The 13,266-nt window shown below is 74.1% G+C and carries 11 protein-coding genes; 5 read left to right on the top strand and 6 right to left on the bottom strand.

Features of this window, described 5'->3' with window-relative positions:
• Positions 1-47: 47 nt before the first annotated feature.
• Positions 48-356: a hypothetical protein gene (locus OG521_29845; GenBank protein ID WUW24738.1), complete on the top strand. Its 309-nt coding sequence runs from the start codon at positions 48-50 to the stop codon at positions 354-356.
• 13 nt (positions 357-369) lie between these two features.
• Here the strand turns inward: OG521_29845 and OG521_29840 are convergent, their stop codons facing one another.
• The 3 genes from OG521_29840 to OG521_29830 form a co-directional block, all read right to left on the bottom strand.
• Entirely contained in the window at positions 370-1,692 is a 1,323-nt protein-coding gene (locus OG521_29840) for an SWIM zinc finger family protein (protein WUW24737.1), read from the bottom strand.
• Positions 1,689-4,643: a DEAD/DEAH box helicase gene (locus tag OG521_29835; protein ID WUW24736.1), complete on the bottom strand. Its 2,955-nt coding sequence runs from the start codon at positions 4,641-4,643 to the stop codon at positions 1,689-1,691. Before OG521_29835 ends, OG521_29840 begins: the two co-directional genes overlap by 4 nt.
• Before the next feature lie 200 nt (positions 4,644-4,843).
• Entirely contained in the window at positions 4,844-5,854 is a 1,011-nt protein-coding gene (locus OG521_29830; GenBank protein WUW24735.1) for a slipin family protein, read from the bottom strand.
• A 264-nt stretch (positions 5,855-6,118) separates the two neighbouring features.
• Here OG521_29830 and OG521_29825 point away from each other — a divergent pair, with 264 nt between their 5' ends.
• Complete coding sequence (locus OG521_29825; GenBank protein ID WUW24734.1) at positions 6,119-6,466, top strand: hypothetical protein; 348 nt, start codon at positions 6,119-6,121, stop codon at positions 6,464-6,466.
• Between the two features lie 44 nt (positions 6,467-6,510).
• Here the strand turns inward: OG521_29825 and OG521_29820 are convergent, their stop codons facing one another.
• The 3 genes from OG521_29820 to OG521_29810 all read right to left on the bottom strand — a co-directional run bounded on the left by OG521_29820 (position 6,511) and on the right by OG521_29810 (position 9,047).
• On the bottom strand, positions 6,511-7,032 hold the full coding sequence (locus OG521_29820) for a DoxX family protein (GenBank protein ID WUW24733.1): 522 nt from the start codon (positions 7,030-7,032) through the stop codon (positions 6,511-6,513).
• Positions 7,033-7,101: 69 nt separating this feature from the next.
• Complete coding sequence (locus tag OG521_29815; GenBank protein ID WUW24732.1) at positions 7,102-7,794, bottom strand: class I SAM-dependent methyltransferase; 693 nt, start codon at positions 7,792-7,794, stop codon at positions 7,102-7,104.
• A complete protein-coding gene (locus OG521_29810) occupies positions 7,791-9,047 on the bottom strand; it encodes a helix-turn-helix domain-containing protein (GenBank protein WUW26850.1) in 1,257 nt (418 codons plus the stop codon). Before OG521_29810 ends, OG521_29815 begins: the two co-directional genes overlap by 4 nt.
• Positions 9,048-9,232: 185 nt before the next feature.
• Between OG521_29810 and OG521_29805 the strand changes: the two genes are divergently transcribed.
• Genes OG521_29805 through OG521_29795 form a run of 3 tightly spaced genes read left to right on the top strand, consistent with a single transcriptional unit; the run spans position 9,233 to position 13,259 of the window.
• A complete protein-coding gene (locus tag OG521_29805) occupies positions 9,233-10,132 on the top strand; it encodes an SGNH/GDSL hydrolase family protein (GenBank protein ID WUW26849.1) in 900 nt (299 codons plus the stop codon).
• Between the two features lie 3 nt (positions 10,133-10,135).
• Entirely contained in the window at positions 10,136-12,130 is a 1,995-nt protein-coding gene (locus tag OG521_29800) for a hypothetical protein (protein WUW24731.1), read from the top strand.
• 52 nt (positions 12,131-12,182) lie between these two features.
• Complete coding sequence (locus OG521_29795) at positions 12,183-13,259, top strand: tyrosine-protein phosphatase (protein ID WUW24730.1); 1,077 nt, start codon at positions 12,183-12,185, stop codon at positions 13,257-13,259.
• Positions 13,260-13,266 lie beyond the last annotated feature (7 nt).

The following is a 13,266-nucleotide window of genomic DNA, read 5'->3' as shown; positions in this document are numbered from 1 at the left end:
GGCCGGGTACCGGGACACCGGACTTCCATCAGCAGGGAGCACGCCGTATGGGCACACCGATACGTCACTTCACCGCGACGACCGAGCAGGGGCAGGCCTTCACGGTCAATCTGGAGCGGGACTTCCGGTACGACCCGTACCGCGACTTCCTCGTCTGCACGCACTGCGACTGGTCGCCTTCGCTCCTGACGACGCGGCAGATCATCGACATGGCCGGGGAGCACCTGGCGTCGGCCCACGGCGCCGGCCGGGGGCTGGGGCAGCAGGACAACGAGTCGTTCCGCAAGGCGCGGCTGATCGTGCTGCCGGTCGTCGCCGTGCTGCTGATCGGTCTGCTGATCTTCCTGAACAGCTGACCCACCGGCGGAGTCAGCCGCCGCTCAGCTCCAGGAGCGCACCCACCGGGTCGGAGTCCGGTGCGGCCCTCGGCCACCACTCGTCGGCGCCGGGGTCGGATTCGTAGCCGTACCACCGCCCGTCGTGGCCGAAGCGGAGCTGGAGCGCGCCGCCGGGGTGGGTGAGGTGGTTGCGCCACGGCTGGAAGCGCGGGAAGCCGGCCGCTGCGAGGGCCGGGCGGGCCCGGTCGAAGGGTCCTGCCGGGGGGTCCCACGGTGTCTCCAGGACGGCGAGCCCCTCGGGTCCGCCCTGGCGCCAGGCGGCGACGGCGCGGGCCAGGTCGGTGGTGTTGCGGCCGGTGGCGGACGCGAGCTCGCGGTAGAGGGCGCGGGTGGTGGCGGTGAGGCCGGCCGTGGGACGGGCCGCGGCGAGCCGGACCGCGTCCTGCCAGGCGGTGAGACCGGCGATCGGGTCGGCGCCGGTGGCGAGCAGCGCGTGGGCGCGGGCGGCCGCGTCGGTGGCGAGCTGGTCGAGGGCGAGCGGGTCCCGGGCGCCGGGGAACTCCGGGTACGAGGGCGGCTGGCCCGGATGCGGCTCCGTCGGGAACGGGGCGGGCAGCGGCGGCAGGAAGCGGTCGGCGAGCGCCTCCTGCGCGGGTACGGACGGAGCGGGGGGTGCGGCGGGCCGCTCCCGCGCGGAGTGTGAGGCGTTGCGACGGCCCAGGTCCTCCACGAGCTCCCGCTCGCCGCGGCCGCGCAGCAGCAGGAGGACGAACGGGTCGGCGTCCAGGAGCCGGGCCATCTGGTAGCAGAGCGCCGCCACGTGCTTGCAGGGCCAGCCGCGGTCGGGGCAGGAGCAGCCGGGGTCGAGGTCGTCGGCCGCGGGGAGCAGGGTGACTCCGGCGGCCGCCGCCGTGTCGGCCAGGGAGTGCGGCATCTCCTTGGCGAGGAGGGCGGCGAGATGGCCGGGGCGGGCGGCGACCGCGTCGAGGAAGGTGTCCCAGTCGGGGTCGGTGAGGGTGCGCAGGCGGAGCTCGGCGCGGTAGGGGCGGGGACGGCTGCCGTGGACGTAGGCGACGACGCGTCCCGGGGTGACGGTCACCGCGGCGACGTTCCCGCTGTCCGCGTACGCGCGTCCGCGGGCGAGCCTCGGCGGGTCCATCGACAGGGACTCCAGCGCGGCGACCCAGGCCCGGCCCCACCAGCTGTCCGCGAACGGTTCGTCGTCGCCGGAGGTGCGTGCGGGCACGGCCTCGAAGGTCCGTCGCAGGTCGTCGGGGCCGGGCCGGGAGCGGGCGACGGGCCGCGCGCCGGCGGAGCCGTGAGGACCGGAGGCGGCGTGGGGGCGGGGGCTCATGACGGCCTCCGGAGCGAGACGAGGTCGGCCAGGTCGCGGTCGCTGAGCTCGGTCAGCGCGGTCTCCCCGGTGCCGAGCACGGCGTCGGCCAGGGCGCGCTTGGCCTGGAGCATCTCGCCGATCCGGTCCTCGACGGTGCCTTCGGCGATAAGCCGGTGCACCTGGACGGGCTGGGTCTGCCCGATGCGGTAGGCGCGGTCCGTGGCCTGTTCCTCGACGGCCGGGTTCCACCAGCGGTCGTAGTGGATGACATGGGCGGCCCGGGTGAGGTTCAGCCCGGTGCCCGCCGCCTTGAGGGAGAGCAGGAACACCGGCACCTCGCCGGACTGGAAGCGGTCCACCATCCGTTCCCGTTCGGGCACCGGGGTACCGCCGTGCAGGAGCTGGGAGGGGATCGCGCGCGAGGTGAGGTGCGCGGAGAGCAGCCGGGCCATCGTCACGTACTGGGTGAAGATGAGCACCGAGCCGTCCTCGGCGAGGATCGTGTCGAGGAGTTCGTCGAGCAGGGCGAGCTTCCCGGAGCGGCCGGCGAGGCGGGTCGGCTCCTCCTTCAGATACTGCGCGGGGTGGTTGCAGATCTGTTTGAGGGAGGCCAGCAGCTTCATGATCAGGCCGCGCCTGGCGATGCCCTCCGACGCCTCGATGTACGCCATGGTCTCGCGCACCGTGGCCTCGTAGAGCGTGGCCTGCTCGCGGGTGAGGAAGACGGGGTGGTCGGTCTCCGTCTTGGGCGGCAGCTCGGGGGCGATGCCGGGGTCCGACTTCTTGCGGCGCAGCAGGAAGGGGCGGACCAGCCGGGAGAGGCGCTCCACCGCTTCGTCGTTGGCGATGCCGGCGGCCGTTCCGGTGTTCTCCACGATGCGGGCGTGGCGGGCCCGGAACGCCTTGAGGGGGCCGAGGAGTCCGGGGGTGGTCCAGTCGAGCAGCGCCCAGAGCTCGGAGAGGTTGTTCTCGACGGGGGTGCCGGTCAGGGCGACCCGGGCCGGGGACGGGATGGTGCGCAGCGCCTTCGCGGTGGAGGAGTGCGGGTTCTTGACGTGCTGCGCCTCGTCGGCGACGACCAGTCCCCAGCTGTGCGCGGCCAGTTCGGCCGCGCTGGAGCGCATCGTGCCGTACGTGGTGAGGACGAAGCCGCCGTCGGGTTCGGCGAGGCTGCGGTCGGTGCCGTGGAACCGCCGCACGGGGACGCCGGGCGCGAAGCGGTTGATCTCCCGGTGCCAGTTGCCCAGCAGGGACGCGGGGCAGATCACCAGGGTGGGCGCGGGATGCGCGCGGTGCAGATGGAGGGCGATGAGGGTGATCGTCTTGCCGAGGCCCATGTCGTCGGCGAGGCAGCCGCCGAGGCCCAGCGACGTCATCCGGTCCAGCCAGGCCAGGCCGCGCAGCTGGTAGTCGCGGAGGGTGGCGTCGAGGCCGGGCGGCGGTGCGATGAGGGTGTCGTCCTCGACGAGGCGGGCGCGCAGCGCGGCCAGCGCGCCGACCGGCACCGCCTCGACCTGCTCGCCGTCCACCTCGGCGCTGCCGGTCAGGGCGACGGCCAGGGCGTCCACCGGGTCGAGCAGGCCGAGTTCCCGCTTGCGGGCCTTGCGCACGAGCGCGGGGTCGACGACGACCCACTGGTCCCGCAGCCGCACCACGGGCCGGTGCGCCTCGGCGAGCACGTCCATCTCGGCCTCGGTCAGCCGCTGGTCGCCCAGCGACAGCTGCCAGTTGAAGGAGAAGAGCTGCTCGGCGTCGAAGAACGAGGTGCCGTCGGTGGCCGAGCCGGGGGCCGGCCGGACGACCGCCGCCGCGGTGAGGGAGCGGGCGAGCTCCCGGGGCCAGTGCACGCTGACTCCGGCTGCCGCCAGCCGTGCCCCTGCCGTGCCCAGCAGTTCCTGCAACTCGTCCTCGGTGAGGGCGAGTACGTCGGGGACGGGCTGGTCCAGCAGCCGTTCCAGCGGGGGCCAGACGCGGGCGGCGCGGCGCAGGGCGAGCACGGCGTCGATCCGGGCCCGGGGGCCGAAGGGTTCGCCCGCCGTGCCGTCCCAGAGCGCGGCCGCGTCGACGACGTAGGTGGGGTCGGCGAGGCTGTGCACCTGGGTGATGGCGGCGCCTGCGTGGCGCGCGCCGGCCGGCCCCTCGCCGCCGGGGGCGTCGTCCGTCCCGGCGGAGCGTTCCGTGTCGAAGAGCTCGTATGCCGAGAGGTCCAGGCGCAGCGACACCCGGACGCCCGCGTCCAGTCCGGCCGCGACCTCGACGGCCCACTCCCGGGCGCCGGGCAGGTGGCGGCCCTCCTGGGCGGCGAAGGGCGCGCCCATGGCGAAGGCGGCCGCGGGGGTGCGGGGCAGGCTGTCGGCGACCGCGTCCAGGTAGGCGGAGATCAGCGGCTCGGGGTCGGGGACCTGGAGGGGTGTCCGGTCCGGGAAGGGCGTCGCGTACCCCTCGGCGGGCATGGCCGCGGCGACGGCACGCAGATGCGCGACGTCCTCGGCGTCGCGCGGTCCGGCCCGCCAGGCGTCGTGGTCGTCGGCGGTCAGGCCGGGGAGCATCCGGCCGCGGGACACCAGATGGAGGGCGTGCAGGGTGGCGGCGCCCCAGCAGCGGGTGGCGGGGTGGGCGGACCGCAGGTGGCGGGCGCGGGCCAGCAGGGGCACGGCCTCGGCCGGCGGAACGAGCAGGGCGGGCACGGTGACGGCGGCGATGTCGTCCCCCTCGCCGTGGTGGCGCACAACCGTGATCTCGGCGGCCCGCACGCCTGTGCCGTCGGCCTCCACGGCCCCGGCGGCATCCCCCCGGTCGCCGGCGCCGGGCCCCCACACGTCGGCCGGGTCCGGCAGCGGGCGCCCTTCGGGGTCCCAGAACGCGATGCGGCCCTCGCGCGGGAGTGCGGCGGGCAGGAAGACGGCGGCACACCGCAGCAGACGGCCGACGGCCGCGTCCCGCGGTGGCGGTGCGATGCCCACGTCCATGCGCACGCCCCTCCCTTCCCGTCCGGCACCCTGCTGCCGGGCCTTCGCGTCCTCGGTCCTCCGCAGGTGGTCGTACCTGGTCAGCGCGGGAACCCTCTGACTCGCGAGTCTAGGCGGGGGCTCTGACAACGCGGACCGGCCGCCGCCGGGCCCGCAGCTCGTACGGGTCCGGCGGCGGCCGGCGGGCGGGGACGGCCGGGTCAGTGCCGGGCGAGCGGGGGCGTGGACTCCCTCGGTGCGGGCCCGGCGCCGTTGGGCGGCCGGGGCGGCTCGGGGGCGGGCCGCTCGGACCGCCGGTCGGCCGGGGGCTCCGGCTCCGGCGTCGGCGTCGGGGTCGGCGGTGACACGGGCGGATCCACCTGTGTCTGTGGCGGTCCCTGTGTCACCGACGGGGGCTCGGGCTGCGCTGTCTCAGCTGTCTGAACCGCCTGAGCCGGCTGCTGCGGTGCCGGCTGCTGGGCGCGTTCCAGGAAGCGGAGCAGCTCCACCGGGAACGGCAGCACCAGCGTGGAGTTCTTCTCCGCCGCCACCGCCACCACGGTCTGCAGCAGCCTCAGCTGCAGCGCGGCGGGCTGGGCGGACATCTCCGATGCCGCCTCGGCCAGCTTCTTGGACGCCTGGAGTTCCGCGTCCGCGTTGATGACCCGGGCCCGCCGCTCACGGTCCGCCTCCGCCTGCCGGGCCATGGAGCGTTTCATCGTCTCCGGCAGCGAGACGTCCTTGATCTCGACCCGGTCGATCTGCACGCCCCAGCCGACGGCGGGGCTGTCGATCATCAGCTCCAGGCCCTGGTTGAGCTTCTCCCGGTTGGAGAGCAGGTCGTCCAGGTCGCTCTTTCCGATGATCGAACGCAGCGACGTCTGCGCCATCTGCGAGACGGCGAAGCGGTAGTCCTCCACCTCGACGACGGCGCTCGCCGCGTCGACCACCTTGAAGTAGATGACCGCGTCCACCCGCACCGTGACGTTGTCCCGCGTGATGCCGTCCTGCGCCGGCACGGGCATGGTCACGATCTGCATGTTGACCTTGCGCAGCCGCTCGACGCCGGGGAGCACCATGGTGAATCCGGGCCCGCGCACGTCGTCGCGGAGCCGGCCGAGCCGGAGCACCACGCCCCGCTCGTACTGCTTGACGACCCGGGCGGCCGCCGCCGTGTACACGGCGCCTGCCGATACCGCCGCGACCGCTGCGATCAAGAGCTCCTGGACCATGACGGCCCCCTGCCAGCCGGAAGAACCGGAACATCTGCCTCACACCACATGAAGCGCTATTACCACGTTATGCCCCATTTGGACACCGGGCGAACCTCTCCTCGCCCACCCGCCCCCGCTCGTCCCCCGCCCGGCCGTCTCCCGGATGCCGGGCCTGCCGGGAGCGGGCAGGGTGACCAGCGTCAGCACGTCCCGCCGTGGCGTACGGGGAGGCGTGACGGCGTGCGTACGGATGAGCCGGACGAGACAGACGAGGACCCGCCCATGCCCGTGAACGACCACCGACGCCGCCGTCTCGGCATCGCCGCCGGGACCGCGCTCCTGACCCTCACCGTCGCAGGCTGCTCGGGCCTCGGCCGTACCGCCGTGGGTCCCGTCACCTACACGACCGAGCGGGATGCCGTGATCATGGTGAACAGCCCCTCGGTGAAGGGCTGTCACCGGCTGGCCCCCGCGGGTGCCAAGGAAGTGGCCAACGGCACCCTGATCGACATCATCCTGTACCGGACGAGGGACTGCACCGGTCCGGGTACGACGTACCTCGCGACCACGTTCTCGGACGTCAACGCACCCACGGCGCTGCCCTGGCGCAGCTTCAGCACCGTCCACTGAGCCGACGGGCGCGGGCACGCACCACACGCCCGCCCGCGCCCGCCTCACGCGCCGCGGCGGAACCGTGCGACCAGGGCCGCCGTGCCCTCCCGGCGGTCCCGTGCGATCAGGACCATCACCACGACGAGGACCGCGGGCATGACCGCGTTCGGCGGGTCGAGCAGGGTCAGCTGGACGACCGACGCCCCGGTCAGCAGCGCGCAGAAGGCGATTGCCGCCACTCCGGCGAGGAGCGGGATCAGCAGCGCGACCGCCCCGGCCGTCTCCAGTCCGCCGATGACGTACATCGCGGCGTGGCTCCAGCCCATCCGGCCGAAGGACTCGACGGCGGACTCATGGGCGATCAGCTTGGCGATTCCGCTGAAGCCCAGGAACAGGGCGAGTGCGTACCGCGCGACGTTGAGCGCGACGGCGCCCCGTCCGCGGCCGGCCGCGGACGCGCCGGACACGGGCCCGTCCGAGGCGGGCGCAGCAGCGGCGGGAACGGCGGCGGCCGGTGCGGAAGCGGCTCTGGCGTTCTGGGACATGACGGTCTCCTCGGGGAAGCGGTGCGCGGTGTCGCTCACACCAGTACAGACCGTGCCCCGGTCCGTAAGTCATCGCCCCGCCGGCCACCGATTGCCTTCACCGCGCGGCTACTTGGGCACGGCCAGTACCCAGATCCCGTCCTCGGTGAGGTAGCGCTCCACCCGCAGGCCCGCCGCGTCGAGATGGCCCTCGAACTGCTCCTTCGACATCGGCCGCGAGAGGAAGGTCTGCGTCCAGCGCGCGTCCGCGAACTCGTACTCGGCACGCACCGATTCAACCCCGTCCCCCACCGGTTCGGAGGAGAGGATCCGCGTCGTGTACCCGGCCGGGTGGACGCGCTCGCGCGGCACGTCGTGGTAGTCCTCGCCCTCGCGCTGGAAGAGCACCGATCCGCCGTCCCTCACGTATCTCCGGCAGGTGCGCAGCAGCCCGTCCCGCACCCGGTCGTCGCCCGAGTGCACCAGGAACGACGCCAGCATGACCACGTCGAAGGTCTCGTCACCGAGGTCCAGCGACTCGATGGGCCCGCACACCGTGCGTGCGCCGCGCACCCGTTCCAGCATCTGCGGCGACTCGTCCACCGCCGTGACGTCGAAGCCGCGCTCGATCAGGGGGTGCGTCACGCGGCCCACGCCGCAGCCCAGTTCCAGAATGCTCGATCCGGCGGGGACGGCCGCGGCGACGATGTCCGGCTCGTCGTTCACCGCCAGTCGCGAGTACAGCTCGACCGCGCAGCCGTCGGGCGTGATCGCGCCGGGCCCCGTCCCCGCATAACCCTCACGTACCACTCGTTCGCTCATGCCCTTCCGAACGAGCCGTCGGCTCCCCCCGTTCCCCGGCCCGCTGCCGAACGGCGGGCGACCAGGGCCGCGCTGAGGTGCTGGAGGTCCGTCGGGCGGGCCGGGAAGAGGCCGGTGAGACGGCCGATGCGGCGGACGCGGTAGTCGACGGTGTTGGGGTGGACGTGCAGCGCCGCCGCGGCAGCCCTGCGGTCCAGGCCGTGGGCGAGGTAGGTCTCCAGCGTGTGCAGCAGCTCCGGTTTCGCCTCCAGCGGGAGCAGCAGGCGTGCGAGCCCGTTCAGCGCCTCGCTTGGCCTGCTCAGCTGGTACTCCAGCAGGACGTCGGCGAGCCGGTACAGACCGGCGGGCCGGCCGGAGCGCGCGACGAGATCGACGATCTCGGCGTTACGGGCCACGGCGGCCGGCACCGCCGCCGGCTGGGCGGTCTCCGCGGCGGCGGTGACCGGTACCCCGGCGGCCCGGGTGGCCTCGGCGATCAGCTCGCCGAGCCCGCCGGGCCCGCTCCAGGGCGGCGGCTCCGCAACGGGCAGCAGGACGGTGCCGCCGGTCGCGTCGAGAGCGGTCAGCGCGGGCGTACCGGCGAACCGGTCCAGGGCCGTCCGGATGCGGCGGATCTTGCGGCGCGCGGCCACCCCCCGTCCGGGGCCGGGGGCCTGGCCCACCTCGTCGTCGTGCGGGGCGAGCGCGAGCGTCATCGTCAGATAGCGGGCCGCGGGGCGCAGACCCGTGCGCCGGGTGAAGCCCTCCAGGTCCTCGCCGGTCAGCAGGGCGGCCATCAGGGCGTGCCGGCCACCGTGTTCCTGGCTGTCGAGGATCTGCCGGGCCTCCAGATACGCGCCGCTCACCGCGGAGGTCAGCTGCTGCTGGACGACCATGATGCGGTTCATGATCTCCAGGACGACGGGGAGGTCGTCGGGGCCGGCGTCCTGAGCGGTCTCCTCCCAGCACATCGCGATGCCCACCTGGTACGCGGTGAGGATGGCGTCGAGCGGCACGCCCTCCTCGGCGCGCTGGGCCGCCGAGTCGCGCTGCTGGGCGAGTTCGGCGTCGGTGGCCGCCCTGCGGTGCTCGACGACGTCGGCGAAGAGCCGCAGATTGTGCTGGACGATGTCCGCGATGTCGCCCGCGATCTCCTCGTGGGGCAGCTCCGCGTAGACCGGCAGATCGCTGAGCAGCCGGGCGACGACGCGGCTCGTGAGGGCGGGGGCGCGGGCCCGCAGCTGGGCCGCCACCGGGCGGCCGCCGATGCACAGCGGCCGCTGCCCGACGGCCTTCCGGCCGGTGCGACCGCCCCCGACGGCGGTCCGCTCTTTGTCATGCGTCACAAAAGCCCCCGCGGAAGTCTGCGTTACCCACCAGTTAAACGACGGCGTTCGAGTCTGCATGATGACCGGCGACACCCGCCATGCCCCGCCTCGCCCCCACACCGGAGGTCGCCGTGAACTCGTCGTACAGCAACGCATTCTGTCGGACCGTCAGAGCCTCCGTCGCGGCGCTCGCGCTGGCCGGTCTGGCGGTCGGGACGAGTGCCTCCGGCGCCTGGGCGGCGGACGGCGGCACCACGTCGTACGTCGCGCTCGGCGACTCCATGGCCTCCGGCCCCCTCATCCCGGACATCACCGGCCCGGTGGCCTGCGGCCGTTCCACGCACAACTACCCGCACGAGCTGGCCGCGAGCATCGGCGCCTCGCTGCACGACGTCACCTGCAGCGGGGCCGCGTCCAAGCACATGACGGAGAAGCAGTCGCTCTCCCTGCTCGACATCCCGATGGGCTCGGCGCCGCCCCAGTTCGACGCCCTGCGCGCGGACACCGATCTGGTGACCCTGACGATCGGCGGCAACGACACCGGTCTGGTCGGCATCGCGCAGGACTGCATGCAGCTCGACCCGACCGCCACCCCGTGCAAGGACAAGCTGACCGAGGGCGGCGTGGACCAGGTGGCCCAGCGCATCGCCGAGTTCGCGCCCCGGCTGGCCACCGTCCTGGACGGCATCCACCAGCGTTCGCCGCAGGCCCGGGTGATCGTCACGGGCTACGGGCTCTACATCAAGCCGGGCGGCTGCTGGCCGCTGCAGCCGGTGCTCCCGGTGGACGCCGACTTCCTCCAGGGCAGCGTCGACCGGATGAACACCGTGATCGCCCAGCAGAGCGCGGCACACGGCGCCGAGTACATCGACCTCGCCACCCCGAGCAAGGGCCACGACTCCTGCCAGGCGCCGTCGGCCAAGTGGGTCGAGGGGTACGTGCCGACGGCCGCGGCCGCCCCGCTGCACCCCAACCGGCAGGGCGAGGAGAACTACGCCCGCATCATCGGCGCACACCTCCAGGGGAGCTGACCCGTGCGGCAGCGGCTCCTCAACGGACTGCTCGCGGCGGCGCTCGGTGCGGCCGCCCTCCTCGCCCCGCCCGCCCACGCGGCTCCGGCGGGCCACCACCCGCCGGAGCGGGGCTGTGATCCGCTGGCACCCGCCGAGTGCCTGCTGCCGTTCCCCAACGACTGGTACACCCGGCCGGACCCGGGCACCGACACGGGCCGCCGGGTGGACTTCGGCCCGGCCGGGCTGCCCCGCCCCGTGACCGGGCAGCCCGTCGACCCGGCCGCCTGGAACCGGTCCGACGGCTTCTCCCCCGGTTCCGCACTGATCGCCCAGGTGCCGGGCCTGGACCTGGCGGCGACCGGTGCGGCCCCGCTCACCGGCATCGGCCGCTCCCTGGACCGGGACGCGCCGGTCGTGCTCCTGGACACCACCACCGGTGAGCGGTGGCCGTACTGGGCCGAGCCGGACTCCAACGCCACCGACCCCGCGCGCCGGGCGCTGCTCATCCACCCGGCCCGCAGCCTCCACGACGGCCACCACTACGCCGTGGCCCTGCGCCGGCTCAAGGACGCGGCGGGCCGCACGATCCCGGCGGCCGCCCCGTTCGCCGCCGTCGCGGGCCGGCGGCTGCCCGCCCACGATCCGCTGCGCGCCCGCCAGGACCGGCTGCGCCCCGCCCTCGCCGCCCTGCGCCGGGCCGGGGTCACCACCCAGGACCTCCATCTGGCCTGGGACTTCACCGTCGCGTCCACCCGCAGCCTCACCGGCGACCTGTTCACCATCCGGGACGACGCGTTCCGCCGGCTCGGCAACCGCTCGCCCGGCTTCGCCGTCACCCAGGTCACCGACTTCACCGCCGGCCAGGACGCCCGGATCGCCCGCGAGGTCACCGGAGAGATCACCGTGCCGGGCTATCTCGCCCTGCCCGGCGGCCCGCCCGGCTCCGTCCTGCACCGCGACCGCGACGGCGTACCCCGCCGGCTCCCCCTCAGCACCCAGCTCGCCACGTTCCGCTGCGAGATCCCCCGCTCCGCCTTCCGCACCCCCTCCCACCCCTCCCTCTACGGGCACGGGCTGCTGGGCTCCCGCTCCGAGGTCGGCGCGGGCAACGTCAAGGACATGGCCGCCGAGCACGACTTCACCTTCTGCGCGACGGACTGGATCGGCATGGCCAAGGAGGACATCCCCGTCGTCCTCGGCGCGCTCGCCGACCCGAACCTCTTCCCCGCCGTGCCGGAGCGCAGCGAACAGGGCATGCTGAACGCCCTGTTCCTCGGCCGCGCCCTGATCCACCCCGAGGGGCTGGTCACCGACCCCGCGTTCCGCACCACAGACGGCCGCCCGCTCGTCGACACCCGGCACGGTCTCGCGTACGACGGGAACAGCCAGGGCGGCATCCTGGGCGGCGCGCTGGTCGCCGCCTCGCCCGACATCCGGCGCGGCGTCCTGGGCGTCACCGCCATGAACTACGGGCTGCTCCTCAACCGCAGCGCCGACTTCGCCCCCTTCCAGCAGGTCCTGGACCTGGCCTACCCGGACAAGCTGCGCCAGCAGCTCGTCCTCCAGCTGTTCCAGATGGTGTGGGACCGCGGTGAGACGAACGCGTACGCGAACCACCTCACCGACCACCACCAGGTGCTGATGCACATCGCCTACGGGGACCACCAGGTGGCGAACGCGGCGGCCGAGGTGGAGGCGCGCACGATCGGCGCCCGGCTGCTGTCGCCCGCGCTCGCCGACGGCCGGAGCCCGGACACCGTCCCGTACTGGGGCATCCGGCGCATCGGCCCCGGTCAACTGCCCTACCGGGGATCGGCGATGACCGTCTGGGACAGCGGCACCCCCACACCCCCGCTCACCAACACCCCGCCCGCCGGGCCCGATTACGGCCACGACCCGCACGAGGATCCCCGCAACTCGCCCGCCGCACGTCAGCAGAAGGCCACCTTCCTGACCACCGGGCGTGTCATCAATGTCTGCGGCACCGCCCCGTGCACCGCCACACCGACCTCCTGACGCCCCCTCCCCGCCGGGCACGACCTCCCGCGGGGGACAGACAAGGAGCACCATGCGTACGCACCGCATAGCCGGAGCCGCCGTCGCGGCCGCCCTTCTCGCCGGTACGGCACTGGCCCCGTCCGCGCTCGCCGCACCGCCCGCCGCCTCGGCCACCGCACAGGCCGCGGTCCCCTTCACCTCCGCCGGCGCCGTGCGCGCGGCCGACGGCGGCCACACCCTCTCCTGGGCCTCACCGGCCGCCTCGGTGACCGTCACCGCCGTCACCGGCCCCGACGCCACGACCGGGATCGCCCTGGGCACGGCGCCCGGCACCGGTTCGCTGACCGTCCCGGCGGGAACGCTCCCGGAGGCCGGGCGCTGGTACTTCCGGCTGGTCCCGGACGGCGGCAGCCCCCTGGTCGTCGCCGACCGCTCCCTCGGGCTGGCCTCGGCGCGCAACTTCCGTGACATCGGCGGCTACCGCACGGCGGACGGGCGCTGGGTGCGCTCCGGTCTGGTCTACCGCTCCAACAAGCTGAGCGGCCTCACCGACGCCGAGCAGCAGCGGCTGGTCTCCCAGCGCCTCACCCTCGACGTCGATCTGCGCAACGTCCAGGAGCGCAAGGACGACCCGGACCGGCTGCCCGCGGGTGTCGCGTACCAGGTCGCCGACGTCGTCTCGCTCAGCCACGGCATCCGGTTCCACGACTCGGCGCTGATGACACTGGCCGAGGCCATCGCGGCGGGCCTCTTCTCCGGTTCGTCCGACCTGGGCCAGTCCATCGGATACCCGTTCATGGTCAACTTCGTGGGCGCCGACTACGCCTTCCACGACCTGGTCACCGCCGTGGCCACGAACGGCTCCGGAGCCACGGTCTTCCACTGCAGCGCCGGCAAGGACCGCACGGGCTGGGGCACCGCCGTCCTGCTCACCCTGCTGGGGGTCCCCCGGGCGACCGTCGAGGCGGACTTCCTCGCCAGCAACCAGTACACCGGCGACCCGAAGGCCGTCGAACTGAGCTGGCTGCGCGCGGCGTTCGCCGAGGTCGACCACATCTACGGCGACTTCGACACGTACGTGCGCGAGGGGCTGAAGCTCGACGCGGCGACCGTTCAGACGCTGCGCGCCAAGCTGCTGACCGGCTGACGCGCAC

Origin of the sequence: Streptomyces sp. NBC_01463, assembly GCA_036227345.1 — a bacterium.
GTDB lineage: Bacteria > Actinomycetota > Actinomycetes > Streptomycetales > Streptomycetaceae > Streptomyces.
The sequence above is the reverse complement of the archived record's forward strand: the minus strand, read 5'-3'. Positions and strand labels throughout refer to the sequence as shown.

What these genes read in the sequence shown, in the direction of transcription:
- OG521_29840 (WUW24737.1), bottom strand. Translation starts at nt 1,692, where the DNA reads ATGAGCCCCCGCCCCCACGCCGCCTCCGGTCCTCACGGCTCCGCCGGC.
- OG521_29835 (WUW24736.1), bottom strand. Translation starts at nt 4,643, where the DNA reads ATGGACGTGGGCATCGCACCGCCACCGCGGGACGCGGCCGTCGGCCGT.
- OG521_29795 (WUW24730.1), top strand. Translation starts at nt 12,183, where the DNA reads ATGCGTACGCACCGCATAGCCGGAGCCGCCGTCGCGGCCGCCCTTCTC.
- OG521_29845 (WUW24738.1), top strand. Translation starts at nt 48, where the DNA reads ATGGGCACACCGATACGTCACTTCACCGCGACGACCGAGCAGGGGCAG.
- OG521_29815 (WUW24732.1), bottom strand. Translation starts at nt 7,794, where the DNA reads ATGAGCGAACGAGTGGTACGTGAGGGTTATGCGGGGACGGGGCCCGGC.
- OG521_29825 (WUW24734.1), top strand. Translation starts at nt 6,119, where the DNA reads ATGCCCGTGAACGACCACCGACGCCGCCGTCTCGGCATCGCCGCCGGG.
- OG521_29830 (WUW24735.1), bottom strand. Translation starts at nt 5,854, where the DNA reads ATGGTCCAGGAGCTCTTGATCGCAGCGGTCGCGGCGGTATCGGCAGGC.